The sequence below is a fragment of the Candidatus Accumulibacter meliphilus genome (assembly GCF_036625345.1).
Classification (GTDB): domain Bacteria; phylum Pseudomonadota; class Gammaproteobacteria; order Burkholderiales; family Rhodocyclaceae; genus Accumulibacter; species Accumulibacter meliphilus.
Window position 1 is genome coordinate 70049 of sequence record NZ_JAZKTZ010000015.1, and the last position, 21504, is coordinate 91552.

The following is a 21504-nucleotide window of genomic DNA, read 5'->3' on the forward strand; positions in this document are numbered from 1 at the left end:
GTGATGGAACTCGTCGGTAGTGCTCGATTCTTCCTCAAGACGGCGCAAAGTCCCTTAAACTCACGTTTTCATGTATTGCGGACGGGTTTATCGTGACGGCACGGGAAGCGCAATGTTCTTGCCGTGAGCGACCCGATAGGCACGCAGGCCGTGCGCTGCCGTCAACTGCATGGACCAGACGCTCGCATTCGCAGCCCGCCCGTAGAGGACCGTCATGACCAGAAACCGCCCCTCGCTTTCCCCCTGGTCGCCACGTCGACTGACGATGGCGCTCGAGCCTCGACACCTGTTTGACGGCGCCGCGCCGGCGGAGGTCGCCGCCGTAGTGCAGGACGACGGCGTGGCGGCAGTTCGCGACGCGCCAACAGCGGCGCCCGTCGAGGCGACGCCGAGCGAAGTGATCGTCGTCGATAGCCGCGTGGTGCAGAGCATCGATGTCGAGAAATTGCGCGCTGCTGCGGCGAAAGTGGTGGTGCTCGACCAGCAGTCCGATGGCTTGACGCAACTCGCCGCAGCGCTCGACGGCGAGCAGAACCTGACTGCCATCCATATTCTCAGCCATGGTAGCCGCGACGGCATCTTTCTCGGGCAGGGCCTGGTAGATCAGAACGAACTGCAGCGGCAAGGCGCCGTGTTGACCGGGATCGGATCGGCACTGGCAGTAGACGGTGACATCCTGCTCTACGGCTGCGATGTTGCCGCCGATAACCGCGAATTCGTCGACACTCTGGCCGCGCTGACGCAGGCGGATGTTGCGGCGTCGACCGACGCCACAGGGAGTGCGGCACTGGGCGGCGACTGGTTGCTCGAAGTGAGCACCGGACCGCTTGAAACCACTGCCTTCGTGCTGGCCGACTTTGCGCAACTGCTGGCGCCACCGACCATCGTGGACGGCGGCGGTACGCGCACGACCAGCGAAGATGCGCCGCTGGCAATCACCGGCGTCAGCATTGCGGACGCTGATGTTGGCGACGCCCAGACCGTGACCCTGGCAGTTACAGGCGGTGCGATTACGCTGCAAGCAGGAAGTGGGGTAGTGATTGCCGGTGGCGCAAATGGTAGCGACACCGTCAGCTTCAGTGGCACGCTGACCCAGGTCAACGATGCGCTGAACGGCATGACTTTCGCGCCGACGGCCGACTACTTCGGCCCTGCCAGTATTGCTGTTTCTACGCACGACGGCAGTATCAGCGTCGGGCCGACAGACATCATGTTGACGGTCACGCCGGTTGACGACCTGCCTGTGGGGACGGCCGACGCCATCGCCGCAACGGAAGACGCCGGTACTGTCGTCGGTGATGTGCTCGCCAACGACATCAACCTTGACGCGCCGATCGACACGCTCCGCGTCATCGCGCTGCGCAGCGGAACGGTTGTCGCCGGCAGTGGCAGCGACGGTAGTGTTGGCAATCCACTCGTCGGTATCTACGGCAGCCTGGTGGTGAACCCCAACGGTGGCTACAGCTACACAGTGGACAACAGCCTGGCGACGGTGCAGGCGCTGAAAGGCGGCCAGACGGTCAGCGAAAACTTCACCTACACGTTGAGCGACGGCCATACGTCGGTACAGACAGATATTACGGTGACTGTCACCGGCAGTAACGACGCGCCGAAAGTCATCGGAACGCCAGCTACTCTGGTGGCAAGCTCGATTCCCGAAAACGCGACCAGCGACGAAAACTCGGGCGCACTGGTCAGCAGCTTGCTTGCCGACGTCGACGCCAATCCGGTGGTCAGCGATGTCGATGCGGGAACGGTTCTCGGTATCGCCATCTTCGGCAGCAGTGTCACCAACGGCATGACCGGCGTCTGGGAGTACTCGCTCGACAACGGTGCCAGCTGGACGCCGGCGGCACTATTTTCCAGCAGCGACGCCTTGCTGCTGCCGGCCGACGCCAAGCTGCGGTTCGTCGCCGACAGCAACGCCGACGATGCCAAGGAGTCGGGAGTAGCTCGCATCCAGTATTACGTCTGGGATGGCAGCAATGGCGCCAGTGCCGGCGACACCGCCAATGTCAGTGCGCCGGGTGGCGGCGTCACGCCGTTCAGCGCCGCCAGTCTCGATGCCGACTTCATTGTCAGCGCGCGCAATGACGTGCCGGCACTGACGCCGATACCTCTGCTGCTGAACGAAGGCGCTACGGTGACGATTACTGCCACCGAACTCCCGGTCGGCGATCAGGACAACCAGAGCGATCAGCTCACCTACCGGGTTGAGGCGCTGCCCGGCAAGGGAGTGCTGCTCAGGAACGGCATCCCGCTCAGCGTCGGCAGCGTGTTCAACCAGCTTGATGTGCTGGCTGACAAGATCAGCTATCGACATACCAGTGGCGAGCTATCGGCGGATGCCAGCGACAGCGTCTCCTTGTCGTTGCGCGACGGTGCTGGTGGCGTGATCAATCCCGTCTTGCTGCCGATCACTATTCTCGACGTCAACGCGCAGATTGCGATCACCGGGACGACGCAGGCGGTGCCCGAGCGCATCGGTAGCGAGGCGAGCGACTTTGCAGTGCTCAACCTCGGCTTGAGTGACAGCGACGGCGACCCGAGCCTGATGACCTTGACCATTAGCAGCTTGCCGGATGCGGCCGTCGGTCGCCTGCAGTACTGGAATGGCAGTAATTATGTCGATGTGACCGCGCCCTTGTCATTGAGCAAGGCAGAGCTGGAGGCCAATCCGCTGCACTTCATCTCCAGCGGCGCCGAGCCGGCAGCGGTCAGTGGCAGTGGTTTTGCAGGACCGTACCACCCGACCGCCAGTTTCGAGGTAGTCGCCAGCGACCACAGCGCGACGCTCGCGCCAACCGTCGATAGCGACACCGTCACCCTCACCATCGACGCGCGCAACGATCCGCCGACACCGGTCACGCAGTTGTTGCACGTGGACCAGGGCGGTCCGGGGGTGGCGATTACCCAGGCTTTCCTGACCGGCAGCGACCCCGATAGCGATGCCGCCAAGCGTGTCTATACGGTGAACAGCTTTCCTGGCGCGGGTCTGCTGCGCTTGAATGGGGTGATCATCGGTGTCGGTGCCACCTTCACCGAAGCCGACCTGAACGCCGGCCTGCTCACCTATACGCATGGCGGTGGTGCCACCGATAGCGATTCGGCGACGGCCGAAGATCACTTCGACTTCTCGATCAATGATGGGGATGCTGCGGTCAGTACCGGTACGCTGTACATCGATGTGCAGCCGCTCACACCGACCGTGCCCGGTGCGGGCGGCACGCTGCGTGCCATTACGACAGAGGGTTTCTTTACCGCCATCGACACGACGACGCTGACGGGGTCGACCAGCTACACCCTGTCGCTGCTGCCGGCGTACGGCAGCATCTACCTGAACGGTGTCGCGCTCGGGACTGGCGACGACTTCAGCGCCGCGGATCTGGCAGCCGGTGCCGTTGTTTACGTGAATATTGGCGACGAACCGTCAGCCTATGGTACGCCATACCATGATGCCTTCAAGGTCAGCCGTAACGGTGGTACGGTAAGCGACCCGTCGACCATCGACCTGATCGTGACGCCGGTAGATGACGCCCCCACCATCAAGCAGACGCCAGGTGCCGATGAAATTTCGGTCAACGAAGACGGCGACACGCTGATGGAAGAGAGCGCGGTCGACGGCAGCAACGATTTCGGCTTGATCGGAGTCGCCAACGCCGTCAAGCTGACCCTCGCCACTCTGCAGCACATCGATCCGGATAGCGATCCGGCGGCACTGTCCTATGTTCTGGAGACCGCTCCGCTCGGTGGCGAGCTGCGGCATTGGAACGGAGCGACCTGGGTCGCGCTCGACCAGGACGAGCTGTTCAGCGCTCTGGACGTCGGGAATGGCAACATCGCCTACTTCCACAGCGCCGACTCGGAACTGCGTACGGATTCGCTCACGGTTCACCTGCGCGACGGCGGCGTGGTGCAGGTCGGCGACGTGCTGATCGGCGACCCCATCACCGAGCAGGACTTCGTGACCGTCGAAGACCTCGACGGCAACCAGCTGGCCATCAACAAGGGCGAGATCGCTCGCAGTCCGAGTCGCACGGTGACTTTCACTGTCGCCAATGTCAACGATGCGCCGCTGGCCAGCAATGGCCTCTTCAGGGTTGAAGAAGGTTACAACACCGGTATGGGTGGCCCGGACGACAACCCCGGGCGGATCCAGATCCTTGACGCCAGCATCCTGGCGGCCAGCGACAGCGACAACAGCCTGAGCACGGCGACCTACACGATCGCCAGCCTGCCGGTGCGTGGCACGCTGGAAATCGACTGGGGCAGTGGCTTCGTGGCGCTCGTTACTGGCGAGGAGGGGACCGCCGCTGCGCAGTTTACCTACGCCATGCTTACCGGCGGCAAGCTACGCTACGTACAGGACGGTAGCGAGTCCCTTGTCGATGGTTTCACCTGGCGCCTGAACGACAATTCGCCTGTTGCGCCGGTTGCGCTGGACAGCAATCTCGCCACGGTCATCATCAACATCCTGCCGCAGAATGACCCGCCGGTAATTTTCAACAACACCGGCACAACGGTCCCGGAAGGTGGCGTTCGACACATCACCACGGCCATGCTCGGCTCGCCACTGACCTCAGAGACGGACGTCGACAATACGCAACGGCAAACGCAGTTTCGCGTCACAGCCGCTACCCAGAGCGGCACCCTATATCTCGACAAGGCCGGTGCCATCACCGCTCTTGGCGTCGATGCATCGTTTACCCTGGGTGACATACAGGGCGGCTACCTGAAGTACCGGCACAACGGCGCCGAGGTGCCGCCAAGCGACAGCTTCGATTTCGAAATTTCGGATGGTAGTGGCGGCAACGAACCTGTCGGCACCTTCAATATCGGTGTCACGCCGGTAAACGACGCGCCGCAGCTTTCCGGGCTGAATCCGCTGACCTATTTCGAGGACGACGGCGCCACCCTGATCGACACCTCGCTGCTCTTCAACGACGTCGACCTGGCCAATGGCGCCAGCTACAACGCTGGAACGACGCTGACGATTGCCTACAGTTCGGGCGGCACGGTTGGCGATCAGCTTTCGGTGCGCGATCAGGGCGCGGCGTCGGGTCAGGTCAGCGTTGCCGGTAGGGCGGTCAGCTACAACTTCGGGGCCGGGCCGGTGCAGGTCGGCACTATCGACGGCAGCCTCGACGGCGCCAACGGCGCCAATCTTCGTATCACCTTCAATGCCAGCGCCAATGTCGCCGCGGTCAAGGCAGTGCTCCAAAACCTGAGTTTCCACAACACGGACACTGCCAACGCTTCACAAGCCACCGCGCAGGCGACGCGTTCGCTCAGCTACACATTTGTCGACGGCGGCGGTACGGCGAGCTTTGTGGACGATGCCGGTACCACCCTGCAGGGCGACGATACGCTCATCGCCAGCAATACCATCGTCGTCAAGCAGCGCAACGACGCACCGCTGATGACCGATGTCGACACCGTGCTGACGTCGATCAGCGAAGACGAGACCGTGAACGGGCGCAGTGTCAAGGTTTCGGACCTGAATGGCATCATCAGCGATGTCGACAACGCTGCCGTCCAGGGCATTGCCATCGACAGTCTGATCGCCGGCAATGGCACCTGGCAGTTCTCGCTCGACTCGACGAACGGCAGCAACGGCTCATGGAGCAACATCGGCAGCGTTTCGGTGACCAGTTCGCTGTTGCTCGATCCGGACGCGTGGCTGCGTTTCATTCCCGATGGCCAGAATGCCACCTCTGCCACGTTCACCTACCGCGCCTGGGATCAGACCACCGGCAGCGTTGGTGGCCGCGCCAACAGCACTCTCAGCGGCGGAAGCACGGCTTTTTCGACCGAAGACAACGCCGTTTCGCTTGTCGTCACGCCGCTCAACGATGCACCGGTGCTCGCCGATACGGTGCTCGCGGTGACCCAGAACGAGGACGCCGGTGCGGCGAGCGGGGCGGTCGGCACGCTCATCTCGAGCCTGGTCGGCGGCATCAGTGACGTCGACACCGGCGCGCTTACCGGCGTTGCCATCTGGCTTGGCCCGGATGCAGGCAACGGCACCTGGCGCTACAGCATCGACGACGGCGGCACGTGGTTCGACCTTGACGCAGCGGACGCCGGCAACGCGCGCTTGCTGGCGTCCGACGCCCGCATCTACTTCGTCCCCAACGCCAACTACAACGGTGTGCAGACGGAATCCCTGGCCTTGCGTGCCTGGGACAGAACCAGCGGCGCCAACGGCGACGGGAGCGTCGATACCACCACCAACGGCAATACGACCGCGTTCTCCATGGCCACCGACAGCGTTTCGCTGACGGTCGTCGCGCTCAACGATGTCCCGACGATCTCGAACAGCACGCCGGTCATCGACGCCGTCGGGGCAAGCGAGAACACCAGGATCACTGTGGGGCCGATCTTTACGCTCGGCGATGTCGATCTGGCGCGCCTTGAAGGCAGCAACACGGGGCAGCTTACCCTCGCCGTGCCACACGGCGCCTTCGTTCTCGACACCACCGCGGTGACCGTTACCGCCGGCAGCCAGGCGACCGATCGCGGCGCTGGTGACTGGGGTGGCGGTAGCAGCACCTTGACCTTTACCGGCACTCTGGCGCAGTTGCAGAGCGCACTGGACACGGTCGAATACGTACCCGGCGACAACCCGGATGCCTCGGAGACGATCACCGTCACCTTCAACGATCTGAACAACGCCGGGGCGGGTGCTGCGGGCGGCGGCTCTGACGTCCATAGTGCCAGCACCACCGTGGAGATTGTCAACATCGCCTCGGTCAATGACGCACCGACGATAAGCCGGCCGGCGACGGTCAGCGCGACCGAAGATGTCGAGTTTAACTTCACCGGCGGCAACACGATCAGCATCGCCGACGTCGACGCCCGCAACGGTGCGGTCGAGGTCGCGCTGAGCATTCCGACGGGAAGCATCACCCTGACGCCGGGAGCGACCAGCGTTACCAGCGGATCGCTGGGCTCCTCTGCCTTCACCCTGCAAGGCACGGTCAGCGCGATCAATAGCGCACTCGCCACGCTCAGATACACTTCGCCGCTTGACGACAACAGTCTAAACGCGAGCGACGCCGAGCGTACCCTGGCCATCAATGTCAGCGATCTGGGTAACAGCAGCGGCGGTGCCATGACCACCGCTGGCACGGCCAACGCCAGCACGCTGATCAATCTGGCTGCAGTCAATGACACGCCGACCCTGGACGTCGATTCAGCAGACGGTGTACAGATGACGCGGGCGACCACAACGGTAGGCGAGAACGCCACCACAGCCATCAACGACATCGTCCTCGCCGACGACAAGGATATCCACGACAGCGGTTATGGCAGCAACACCAACATCGTCATTACGGCGCTGCATGGCACACTCACTCTCGATGTGTCGACTGGGGTAGTGGCCGTTCCTTCCGGCAGCCCGAGCGGGCGCAGCATCACGCTCACGGGCAGCATTGCCGACATCAACGCCGCGATTGTTGCCAGTCATCTCAAGTACACGCCGGATAGCAATTTCTCCGGCAACGACAGCCTGCACCTGGTTTTTCACGATGCGGGCAACAGCGGCTCGGGCGGTGACATGAGCGCGTTGTCCGATATTCCGCTGCTGGTCAGCGGCGTGAATGACGCGCCGGGATTTGCGGGTCTCGGTGGTGGCTCGGTGGCTTTCAGAGAAGACGGTCCGCCAGTGGTCCTCGATATTGACGCGACCTTCACCGATCCCGAGCTTGTCGGCTACGACAACTGGGGTGGTGCGGTGCTCACGCTGCAGCGCACTGCAGCGCTTGGAACTCCAGGCACCGCTGCCACCGACGACGCTTTCGGGCTGACGGGCTCCGGCAACACCGGCGTCAATTTCAACGCGGCCAATGTACGCATCGGCACGACCGTGGTGGGTAGCTTTACCAACACCGGAGGTGTGTTGACGATCAGTTTCAACGACGGGACCTCGAGCGCGCAGGCCGACCAGGTCCTGCAGGCGGTGACCTACAGCAACGGCAACGACAATCCGCCGACGCAGGTGACCATCGGCTACATCATCAACGATGGCAATACCAATACCGGTCTGACGGCGCAGGGTACCGTCAACCCGCCGGGCAATCCGCCGCTGCCGCTGGCGCTGGAAGGTAGCGGTGCAGTGGTAGTTGCCATCAGCGCCAATAACGATGCGCCGGTGCTGGCCCTGGGGGCTGATCCGTTGATCCAGTTCTTCGAAGATGCGGCTGCGAGCCAACTGGCGCCTAATGCCGTGCTGAGTGACCCCGAATTGTCATTCCTTGCCAGCGGCAGTGGTGACTGGGGAAGCGCGATACTCTCACTGCAGGGCAGTAGCGGCCCTGACCCCGAAGACGTTTTTGGGGTTACCGGTAGCGGCGACGTCGGGGTCAATTTTGAGGGGAGTGATTTGCGTATCGGCACCAGTGTCGTTGGTACCTTCAGCAATACTGGTGGAGCGTTCTCGGTTATTTTTACTGCTGGGACCACGACAGCAGAAGTCGAGCAGGTGGCGCAGGCGCTGACGTATCGCAACACCAGGCAGAGCCTCGCCGACGGGCAGTTCGACATTCTCAACGAACTGGTGTGGAGGATCAACGACGGCAATACCGGCGACAACGTCACCGCCGGTCCACAAGGGCTGGGCGGCGCCGAAGAGGCCGCCGTAACTCAAGCCATCACTCTGCGGGGAGTAAACGATGCGCCGGTGCTGGCAGACGCCGCCCTCGCCATCACCGTAGCGGAAGACGACGCGCTTCCAATGGCTGCGGTTGGCTCTTTGGTGTCAGCGTTGACCGGCGGTGTCAGCGATGTCGATGCGGGTGCCGTGTACGGCATCGCGATCATTGAAACCGATACCACTATGGGCACCTGGTTCTACAGCACCAACGGCGGTAGCGCTTGGCTTGACGTCGGCCTCGTTGCGGAAAACAGCGCTTTGCTGCTTCGTGACAGCGACCGCATTTACTTCCAGCCGAACCTCGACAGCAACGGCACGCTCGCCCCCGCCCCCGGCTTGTTCGGATTGAAGTTTCGCGCCTGGGATCAGACCGACGGCACCGCCAGCGCCGTCGGCACCAAAGTGAACGTAAGCAGCATCGGCATCGGCGACACCACCCCGTTTTCCACTGCCACCGACACCGTCGCCCTGACGGTCGTCGCGATCAACGACGCGCCGACGCGCTTGCTCGCCAGTGTGGATCTGGCAGGTTCGCTCGAGGATGCCGCCAGTCCGAGTCAGGAGACCATCGCCAACCTGTTCGACACTGCCGGCAGCAACGCCGCGTTCAGCGACGCCAGGGACGATCAGACGGCTTTCACGGGCGGCTCCGTTGCCAACCTCTTTGCCGGCATTGTCATCACTGACAATGCGGCGACTGCAGCACAAGGGACGTGGCAGTACTCGGCCGACGGTAGTAGCGGCTGGACCAACATCAGCACCGCTTTGACCTCAGCCAGTGGTCTGTTCCTGCCCGGCCCTTACGCCCTGCGCTTCCAGGCCACCGCCGACTGGAACGGCACGCCCGGCAGCCTGAGCGTGCGCCTGGCCGACAACTCGGTCGGCGTTCTGCCCGCTGCCGAGGACAGCGTCGACGTCTCCAACGATACGACGCTATCGGGCGGTAGTACGCGCTACAGCAATAGCAGCAATGCGGTGTTTCTCGGCACCAGCATTATCTCGGTCAACGACGCTCCTGCAGGTGCCGACAAAACCATTACGGCGATCGAGGACACCGCCTACCAGTTTCAGGCAGCCGACTTTGGTTTCACCGATGCGCACGACAGCCCGGCCAATAACCTGGCTTCGGTGCTGATCTCGACGCTGCCCGCTACCGGCACTCTGAAATTATCCGGCACGGTACTGAGCGTCCCACAATCGATCACCGTCGCCGACATTGCTAATCTGACGTGGACACCACCACCGGACCTCAATGGCTCTGCCGTTGCGAGCTTCACCTTCCAGGTAGGTGACGATGGCGGCGTTCTGAACGGCGGGATCAACACCGACCCCAGCGCCAACACCATCACTTTTGATGTCAGTGCGGTGGTAGACATCGTCGATGACACCACGACCACCGCCGAAGATACCGCTGTTACCACCACCGTCCTGGCCAATGACAACTTCGAGGGCACTCCGGTCGTCACTGGTGTGACGCAGGGAGTGCACGGGAGCGTCGCCATTAACAGCGGCGGAACCATCACCTACACCCCTGACCCCGACTACAACGGTAGCGACAGCTACACCTACACGGTTACCAGTCCGACGGGTGTGACCGAAACCGCGACCGTCAACGTCACGATCAACCCGGTGGCCGACAGCGTCGACGACACCGCCGTGACCGACGAAGACACGCCTGTCACCACCACCGTCCTGGCCAATGACAACTTTGACGGCAATCCGGTCGTCACTGGCGTGACGCAGGGCACACACGGGAGCGTCGTCATTAACAGCGGCGGAACCATCACCTACACCCCTGGCCCCGACTACAACGGTAGCGACAGCTATACCTACACGGTTACCAGTCCGACGGGTGTGACCGAAACCGCGACCGTCAACGTCACGATCAACCCGGTGGTCGATGTTGTCCCCGACAGCGTCACCACCAACAGCACTGCAGCGCTCGTGTTCGATCCTCTCACCGGAACGAACGGCGCCACAGCCGACAACTTCGAGGATCCTGCGGCGGCGATCGCGGCCATTGGCATGCCAGCCCACGGCAGCGCCGTGCTCAATCCCGACGGCACCATCACTTACACCCCGACGCCGGGCTACGTCGGACCGGACAGCTTCAGCTATATCGTCAGCAGCGGTGGCGTCAGCGAGACCGCGACGATCAGCGTCGTCGTCACCAATGCCGCACCTGTCGCCAACCCCGATACCGCCAGCACGCCGGAAGACACCTTCGTCAGCGGCAACGTCCTGACCAACGACACCGACAGCGACCCGGGCGACAGCAAGACCGTCACCCAGTTCGTGGTCGACGGCGTGACGGTCACCGTTCCCGCCGGCGCAGTCGGCGGTAGCACCCTGATCGCCGGCGTCGGCACGCTGACGCTCAAGGCGGATGGCAGCTACAGTTTCACGCCTTTGGCGGACTGGAATGGCAGCGTTCCGACGGTGACCTACACGCTTCGTGACGTTGCCGGCGCGACCGCCAGCAGCACGCTGGAAATCATCGTCACTGCGGTCGCCGACATCACAGCCGACAGCGTCACTACCAGCAGCACTGCAGCGCTCGTGTTCGATCCTCTCGCCGGAACGAACGGCGCCACCGCCGACAACTTCGAAGATCCGGCGGCAGCAGTTACGGCCATCGGTGCTCCTGGGCAAGGCACCGCCGTGCTCAATCCCGACGGCACGATCACCTACACCCCGACGCCGGGCTACGTGGGACCGGACAGCTTCAGCTATACCGTCAGCAGCGGTGGCGTCAGCGAGATCGCGACGATCAGCGTCGTCGTCACCAATGCCGTACCTGTTGCCAACCCCGACACCGCCAGCACGCCGGAAGACACCCCGGTCAGCGGCAACGTCCTGACCAACGATACCGACAGCGACCCGGGCGATAGCAAGACCGTCACCCAGTTCGTGGTCGACGGCGTGACGATTGTCGTCCCGGCAGGGGCGGTCGGTGCCACCACAAGCATCGCCGGCGTCGGCAACCTGACCGTCAAGGCCGATGGCAGCTACAGCTTCAGCCCGTTGGCTGACTGGAATGGCAACGTTCCAACGGTGACCTACACCGTTCGTGACATGGTCGGCGCGACCGCCAGCAGCACGCTGGAAATCATCGTCACTGCGGTCGCCGACATCACCGCCGACAGCGTCACTACCAGCAGCACTGCAGCGCTCGTGTTTGATCCTCTCGCCGGAACGAACGGCGCCACAGGCGACAACTTCGAAGATCCTGCGGCGGCGATCACGGCCATCGGTGCTCCTGGGCAAGGCAGCGCCGTGCTCAATCCCGACGGCACGATCACCTACACCCCGACGCCGGGCTACGTTGGACCGGACAGCTTCAGCTATACCGTCAGCAGCGGTGGCGTCAGCGAGACCGCGACGATCAGCGTCGTCGTCACCAATGCCGCACCTGTCGCCAATCCCGATACCGCCAGCACGCCGGAAGACACCCCCGTCAGCGGCAACGTCCTGACCAACGACACCGACAGCGACTCGGGCGACAGCAAGACCGTCACCCAGTTCGTGGTCGACGGCGTGACGGTCACCGTTCCCGCCGGCGCAGTCGGCGGTAGCACCCTGATCGCCGGCGTCGGCACGCTGACGCTAAAGGCGGATGGCAGCTACACTTTCACGCCTCTGGCCGACTGGAATGGCAGCGTTCCGGTCGTAACCTACACCGTTCGTGACACGGTCGGCGCGACCGCCAGCAGTACGCTGGCAATTGCCGTCACGCCGGTGGCCGACATCACCGCGGACAGCGTCACCACCAACAGCACGGGGTTAGTGACCTTCGATCCGCTCACCGGCACGAACGGCGCCAGCGCCGACAACTTCGAAGACCCGGCGGCGGCCATCACGGCCATCGGTGCTCCTGGGCAAGGCAGCGCCGTGCTCAATCCCGACGGCACGATCACCTACACCCCGACGCCGGGCTACGTTGGACCGGACAGCTTCAGCTATACCGTCAGCAGCGGTGGCGTCAGCGAGATCGCGACGATCAGCGTCGTCGTCACCAATGCCGCCCCCGTCGCCAACCCCGATACCGCCAGCACGCCGGAGGACACCCCCGTCAGCGGCAACGTCCTGACCAACGACACAGACAGCGACCCGGGCGACAGCAAGACCGTCACCCAGTTCGTGGTCGACGGCGTGACGGTCACAGTTCCCGCTGGCGCAGTCGGCGGTAGCACCCTGATCGCCGGCGTCGGCAACCTGACCGTCAAGGCCGATGGCAGCTACAGCTTCAGCCCGTTGGCTGACTGGAATGGCAACGTTCCAACGGTGACCTACACCGTTCGTGACACGGTCGGCGCGACCGCCAGCAGTACGCTGGCAATTGCCGTCACGCCGGTCGCCGACATCACCGCCGACAGCGTCACCACCAACAGCACGGGGTCAGTGACTTTCGATCCGCTCACCGGCACGAACGGCGCCACCGCCGACAACTTCGAAGATCCTGCGGCGGCGATCACGGCCATCGGTGCTCCTGGGCAAGGCAGCGCCGTGCTCAATCCCGACGGCACGATCACCTACACCCCGACGCCGGGCTACGTGGGACCGGACAGCTTCAGCTATACCGTCAGCAGCGGTGGCGTCAGCGAGATCGCGACGATCAGCGTCGTCGTCACCAATGCCGTACCTGTTGCCAACCCCGATACCGCCAGCACGCCGGAAGACACCCCCGTCAGCGGCAACGTCCTGACCAACGACACCGACAGCGACTCGGGCGACAGCAAGACCGTCACCCAGTTCGTGGTCGACGGCGTGACGGTCACCGTTCCCGCCGGCGCAGTCGGCGGTAGCACCCTGATCGCCGGCGTCGGCAACCTGACCGTCAAGGCGGATGGCAGCTACACTTTCACGCCTCTGGCCGACTGGAATGGCAGCGTTCCGGTCGTGACCTACAGCATTCGTGACGTTGCCGGCGCGACCGCCAGCAGTACGCTGGAAATCATCGTCACTGCGGTTGCCGACATCACCGCCGACAGCGTCACTACCAGCAGCACTGCAGCGCTCGTGTTCGATCCTCTCGCCGGCACGAACGGCGCCAGCGCCGACAACTTCGAAGATCCGGCGGCAGCAGTTACGGCCATCGGTGCTCCTGGGCAAGGCAGCGCCGTGCTCAATCCCGACGGCACCATCACCTACACCCCGACGCCGGGCTACGTGGGACCGGACAGCTTCAGCTATACCGTCAGCAGCGGTGGCGTCAGCGAGACCGCGACGATCAGCGTCGTCGTCACCAATGCCGCACCTGTCGCCAATCCCGATACCGCCAGCACGCCGGAAGACACCCCCGTCAGCGGCAACGTCCTGACCAACGACACCGACAGCGACTCGGGCGACAGCAAGACCGTCACCCAGTTCGTGGTCGACGGCGTGACGATTGTCGTCCCGGCAGGGGCGGTCGGTGCCACCACAAGCATCGCCGGCGTCGGCAACCTGACCGTCAAGGCCGATGGCAGCTACAGCTTCAGCCCGTTGGCTGACTGGAATGGCAACGTTCCGACGGTGACCTACACCGTTCGTGACACGGTCGGCGCGACCGCCAGCAGCACGCTGGAACTTGCCGTCACGCCGGTGGCCGACATCACCGCGGACAGCGTCACCACCAACAGCACTGCAGCGCTCGTGTTCGATCCTCTCGCCGGAACGAACGGCGCCACCGCCGACAACTTCGAAGACCCGGCGGCGGCAATCACGGCCATTGGCATGCCAGCCCACGGCAGCGCCGTGCTCAATCCCGACGGCACCATCACTTACACCCCGACGCCGGGCTACGTCGGACCGGACAGCTTCAGCTATATCGTCAGCAGCGGTGGCGTCAGCGAGACCGCGACGATCAGCGTCGTCGTCACCAATGCCGCACCTGTCGCCAACCCCGATACCGCCAGCACGCCGGAAGACACCTTCGTCAGCGGCAACGTCCTGACCAACGACACCGACAGCGACCCGGGCGACAGCAAGACCGTCACCCAGTTCGTGGTCGACGGCGTGACGGTCACCGTTCCCGCCGGCGCAGTCGGCGGTAGCACCCTGATCGCCGGCGTCGGCACGCTGACGCTCAAGGCGGATGGCAGCTACAGTTTCACGCCTTTGGCGGACTGGAATGGCAGCGTTCCGACGGTGACCTACACGCTTCGTGACGTTGCCGGCGCGACCGCCAGCAGCACGCTGGAAATCATCGTCACTGCGGTCGCCGACATCACAGCCGACAGCGTCACTACCAGCAGCACTGCAGCGCTCGTGTTCGATCCTCTCGCCGGAACGAACGGCGCCACCGCCGACAACTTCGAAGATCCGGCGGCAGCAGTTACGGCCATCGGTGCTCCTGGGCAAGGCACCGCCGTGCTCAATCCCGACGGCACGATCACCTACACCCCGACGCCGGGCTACGTCGGACCGGACAGCTTCAGCTATACCGTCAGCAGCGGTGGCGTCAGCGAGATCGCGACGATCAGCGTCGTCGTCACCAATGCCGTACCTGTTGCCAACCCCGACACCGCCAGCACGCCGGAAGACACCCCGGTCAGCGGCAACGTCCTGACCAACGACACCGACAGCGACTCGGGCGACAGCAAGACCGTCACCCAGTTCGTGGTCGACGGCGTGACGGTCACCGTTCCCGCTGGCGCAGTCGGCGGTAGCACCCTGATCGCCGGCGTCGGCAACCTGACCGTCAAGGCGGATGGCAGCTACACTTTCACGCCTCTGGCCGACTGGAATGGCAGCGTTCCGGTCGTGACCTACAGCATTCGTGACGTTGCCGGCGCGACCGCCAGCAGTACGCTGGAAATCATCGTCACTGCGGTTGCCGACATCACCGCCGACAGCGTCACTACCAGCAGCACTGCAGCGCTCGTGTTCGATCCTCTCGCCGGCACGAACGGCGCCACCGCCGACAACTTCGAAGATCCGGCGGCGGCCATCACGGCCATCGGTGCTCCTGGGCAAGGCACCGCCGTGCTCAATCCCGACGGCACGATCACCTACACCCCGACGCCGGGCTACGTCGGACCGGACAGCTTCAGCTATACCGTCAGCAGCGGTGGCGTCAGCGAGACCGCGACGATCAGCGTCGTCGTGACCAATGCCGCCCCAGTCGCCAACCCCGATACCGCCAGCACGCCGGAAGACACCTTCGTCAGCGGCAACGTCCTGACCAACGACACCGACAGCGACCCGGACGATAGCAAGACCGTCACCCAGTTCGTGGTCGACGGCGTGACGGTCACAGTTCCCGCTGGCGCAGTCGGCGGTAGCACCCTGATCGCCGGCGTCGGCAACCTGACCGTCAAGGCCGATGGCAGCTACACTTTCACGCCTCTGGCCGACTGGAATGGCAGCGTTCCGGTCGTGACCTACAGCATTCGTGACGTTGCCGGCGTGACCGCCAGCAGCACGCTGGAAATCATCGTCACTGCGGTCGTCGACATCACCGCCGACAGCGTCACTACCAGCAGCACTGCAGCGCTCGTGTTCGATCCGCTCAACGGAAGCAACGGCGCCACCGCCGACAACTTCGAAGACCCGGCGGCGGCAATCACGGCCATTGGCATGCCAGCCCACGGCAGCGCCGTGCTCAATCCCGACGGCACCATCACTTACACCCCGACGCCGGGCTACGTCGGACCGGACAGCTTCAGCTATACCGTCAGCAGCGGTGGCGTCAGCGAGACCGCGACGATCAGCGTCGTCGTCACCAATGCCGCACCTGTCGCCAACCCCGATACCGCCAGCACGCCGGAAGACACCCCCGTCAGCGGCAACGTCCTGACCAACGACACCGACAGCGACCCGGGCGACAGCAAGACCGTCACCCAGTTCGTGGTCGACGGCGTGACGATTGTCGTCCCGGCAGGGGCGGTCGGTGCCACCACAAGCATCGCCGGCGTCGGCAACCTGACCGTCAAGGCCGATGGCAGCTACAGCTTCAGCCCGTTGGCTGACTGGAATGGCAACGTTCCAACGGTGACCTACACCGTTCGTGACATGGTCGGCGCGACCGCCAGCAGCACGCTGGAACTTGCCGTCACGCCGGTGGCCGACATCACCGCGGACAGCGTCACCACTAACAGCACGGGGTCAGTGACTTTCGATCCTCTCGCCGGAACGAACGGCGCCACAGCCGACAACTTCGAAGACCCGGCGGCGGCGGTCACGGCCATCGGTGCTCCTGGGCAAGGCAGCGCCGTGCTCAACCCCGACGGCACGATCACCTACACCCCGACGCCGGGCTACGTTGGACCGGACAGCTTCAGCTATACCGTCAGCAGCGGTGGCGTCCGCGAGATCGCGACGATCAGCGTCGTCGTCACCAATGCCGCCCCCGTCGCCAACCCCGATACCGCCAGCACGCCGGAAGACACCCCGGTCAGCGGCAACGTCCTGACCAACGACACCGACAGCGACCCGGGCGACAGCAAGACCGTCACCCAGTTCGTGGTCGACGGCGTGACGGTCACCGTTCCCGCCGGCGCAGTCGGCGGTAGCACCCTGATCGCCGGCGTCGGCAACCTGACCGTCAAGGCGGATGGCAGCTACAGTTTCACGCCTTTGGCGGACTGGAATGGCAGCGTTCCGACGGTGACGTACACGCTTCGTGACGTTGCCGGCGCGACCGCCAGCAGCACGCTGGAAATCATCGTCACTGCGGTCGCCGACATCACCGCCGACAGCGTCACTACCAGCAGCACTGCAGCGCTCGTGTTCGATCCTCTCGCCGGAACGAACGGCGCCACCGCCGACAACTTCGAAGATCCGGCGGCAGCGATCACGGCCATCGGTGCTCCTGGGCAAGGCAGCGCCGTGCTCAATCCCGACGGCACGATCACCTACACCCCGACGCCGGGCTACGTGGGACCGGACAGCTTCAGCTATACCGTCAGCAGCGGTGGCGTCAGCGAGACCGCGACGATCAGCGTCGTCGTCACCAATGCCGCACCTGTCGCCAACCCCGATACCGCCAGCACGCCGGAAGACACCCCCGTCAGCGGCAACGTCCTGACCAACGACACCGACAGCGACCCGGGCGACAGCAAGACCGTCACCCAGTTCGTGGTCGACGGCGTGACGATTGTCGTCCCGGCAGGGGCGGTCGGTGCCACCACAAGCATCGCCGGCGTCGGCAACCTGACCGTCAAGGCCGATGGCAGCTACAGCTTCAGCCCGTTGGCTGACTGGAATGGCAACGTTCCAACGGTGACCTACACCGTTCGTGACATGGTCGGCGCGACCGCCAGCAGCACGCTGGAACTTGCCGTCACGCCGGTCGCCGACATCACCGCGGACGGCGTCACCACCAGCAGCACGGGGTCAGTGACTTTCGATCCGCTCACCGGAACGAACGGCGCCACCGCCGACAACTTCGAAGACCCGGCGGCGGCAATCACGGCCATTGGCATGCCAGCCCACGGCACCGCCGTGCTCAATCCCGACGGCACGATCACCTACACCCCGACGCCGGGCTACGTCGGACCGGACAGCTTCAGCTATACCGTCAGCAGCGGTGGCGTCAGCGAGACCGCGACGATCAGCGTCGTCGTGACCAATGCCGCACCTGTCGCCAATCCCGATACCGCCAGCACGCGGGAAGACACCCCGGTCAGCGGCAACGTCCTGACCAACGACACCGACAGCGACTCGGGCGACAGCAAGACCGTCACCCAGTTCGTGGTCGACGGCGTGACGGTCACCGTTCCCGCCGGCGCAGTCGGCGGTAGCACCCTGATCGCCGGCGTCGGCACGCTGACGCTAAAGGCGGATGGCAGCTACACTTTCACGCCTCTGGCCGACTGGAATGGCAGCGTTCCGGTCGTAACCTACACCGTTCGTGACACGGTCGGCGCGACCGCCAGCAGTACGCTGGCAATTGCCGTCACGCCGGTGGCCGACATCACCGCGGACAGCGTCACCACCAACAGCACGGGGTTAGTGACCTTCGATCCGCTCACCGGCACGAACGGCGCCAGCGCCGACAACTTCGAAGACCCGGCGGCGGCCATCACGGCCATCGGTGCTCCTGGGCAAGGCACCGCCGTGCTCAATCCCGACGGCACGATCACCTACACCCCGACGCCGGGCTACGTCGGACCGGACAGCTTCAGCTATACCGTCAGCAGCGGTGGCGTCAGCGAGATCGCGACGATCAGCGTCGTCGTCACCAATGCCGCCCCCGTCGCCAACCCCGATACCGCCAGCACGCCGGAGGACACCCCCGTCAGCGGCAACGTCCTGACCAACGACACAGACAGCGACCCGGGCGACAGCAAGACCGTCACCCAGTTCGTGGTCGACGGCGTGACGGTCACAGTTCCCGCTGGCGCAGTCGGCGGTAGCACCCTGATCGCCGGCGTCGGCACGCTGACGCTCAAGGCGGATGGCAGCTACAGTTTCACGCCTTTGGCGGACTGGAATGGCAACGTTCCAACGGTGACCTACAGCATTCGTGACGTTGCCGGCGCGGCCGCCAGCAGCACGCTGGAACTTGCCGTCACGCCGGTGGCCGACATCACCGCGGACAGCGTCACCACCAACAGCACGGGGTCAGTGACCTTCGATCCGCTCACCGGCACGAACAGCGCCAGCGCCGACAACTTCGAAGATCCTGCGGCGGCGATCACGGCCATCGGTGCTCCTGGGCAAGGCAGCGCCGTGCTCAATCCCGACGGCACGATCACCTACACCCCGACGCCGGGCTACGTGGGACCGGACAGCTTCAGCTATACCGTCAGCAGCGGTGGCGTCAGCGAGATCGCGACGATCAGCGTCGTCGTCACCAATGCCGTACCTGTTGCCAACCCCGATACCGCCAGCACGCCGGAAGACACCCCCGTCAGCGGCAACGTCCTGACCAACGACACCGACAGCGACTCGGGCGACAGCAAGACCGTCACCCAGTTCGTGGTCGACGGCGTGACGGTCACCGTTCCCGCCGGCGCAGTCGGCGGTAGCACCCTGATCGCCGGCGTCGGCAACCTGACCGTCAAGGCGGATGGCAGCTACACTTTCACGCCTCTGGCCGACTGGAATGGCAGCGTTCCGGTCGTGACCTACAGCATTCGTGACGTTGCCGGCGCGACCGCCAGCAGTACGCTGGAAATCATCGTCACTGCGGTTGCCGACATCACCGCCGACAGCGTCACTACCAGCAGCACTGCAGCGCTCGTGTTCGATCCACTCAACGGAAGCAACGGCGCCAGCGCCGACAACTTCGAAGACCCGGCGGCAGCAGTTACGGCCATCGGTGCTCCTGGGCAAGGCACCGCCGTGCTCAATCCCGACGGCACCATCACCTACACCCCGACGCCGGGCTACGTTGGACCGGACAGCTTCAGCTATACCGTCAGCAGCGGTGGCGTCAGCGAGACCGCGACGATCAGCGTCGTCGTCACCAATGCCGCACCTGTCGCCAATCCCGATACCGCCAGCACGCCGGAAGACACCCCCGTCAGCGGCAACGTCCTGACCAACGACACCGACAGCGACTCGGGCGACAGCAAGACCGTCACCCAGTTCGTGGTCGACGGCGTGACGATTGTCGTCCCGGCAGGGGCGGTCGGTGCCACCACAAGCATCGCCGGCGTCGGCAACCTGACCGTCAAGGCCGATGGCAGCTACAGCTTCAGCCCGTTGGCTGACTGGAATGGCAACGTTCCGACGGTGACCTACACCGTTCGTGACACGGTCGGCGCGACCGCCAGCAGCACGCTGGAACTTGCCGTCACGCCGGTGGCCGACATCACCGCGGACAGCGTCACCACCAACAGCACTGCAGCGCTCGTGTTCGATCCTCTCGCCGGAACGAACGGCGCCACCGCCGACAACTTCGAAGACCCGGCGGCGGCAATCACGGCCATTGGCATGCCAGCCCACGGCAGCGCCGTGCTCAATCCCGACGGCACCATCACTTACACCCCGACGCCGGGCTACGTCGGACCGGACAGCTTCAGCTATATCGTCAGCAGCGGTGGCGTCAGCGAGACCGCGACGATCAGCGTCGTCGTCACCAATGCCGCACCTGTCGCCAACCCCGATACCGCCAGCACGCCGGAAGACACCTTCGTCAGCGGCAACGTCCTGACCAACGACACCGACAGCGACCCGGGCGACAGCAAGACCGTCACCCAGTTCGTGGTCGACGGCGTGACGGTCACCGTTCCCGCCGGCGCAGTCGGCGGTAGCACCCTGATCGCCGGCGTCGGCACGCTGACGCTCAAGGCGGATGGCAGCTACAGTTTCACGCCTTTGGCGGACTGGAATGGCAGCGTTCCGACGGTGACCTACACGCTTCGTGACGTTGCCGGCGCGACCGCCAGCAGCACGCTGGAAATCATCGTCACTGCGGTCGCCGACATCACAGCCGACAGCGTCACTACCAGCAGCACTGCAGCGCTCGTGTTCGATCCTCTCGCCGGAACGAACGGCGCCACCGCCGACAACTTCGAAGATCCGGCGGCAGCAGTTACGGCCATCGGTGCTCCTGGGCAAGGCAGCGCCGTGCTCAATCCCGACGGCACGATCACCTACACCCCGACGCCGGGCTACGTTGGACCGGACAGCTTCAGCTATACCGTCAGCAGCGGTGGCGTCAGCGAGATCGCGACGATCAGCGTCGTCGTCACCAATGCCGTACCTGTTGCCAACCCCGACACCGCCAGCACGCCGGAAGACACCCCGGTCAGCGGCAACGTCCTGACCAACGATACCGACAGCGACCCGGGCGATAGCAAGACCGTCACCCAGTTCGTGGTCGACGGCGTGACGATTGTCGTCCCGGCAGGGGCGGTCGGTGCCACCACAAGCATCGCCGGCGTCGGCAACCTGACCGTCAAGGCGGATGGCAGCTA

1 protein-coding gene is annotated in these 21504 nt (G+C 64.5%); it reads left to right on the forward strand.

Translation table 11 applies throughout. The features are described 5' to 3' along the window. Positions 1–214 precede the first annotated feature (214 nt). The coding region (locus V5B40_RS22530) for an Ig-like domain-containing protein (protein ID WP_332356656.1) at positions 215–21504 on the forward strand (21290 nt) is incomplete at its 3' end.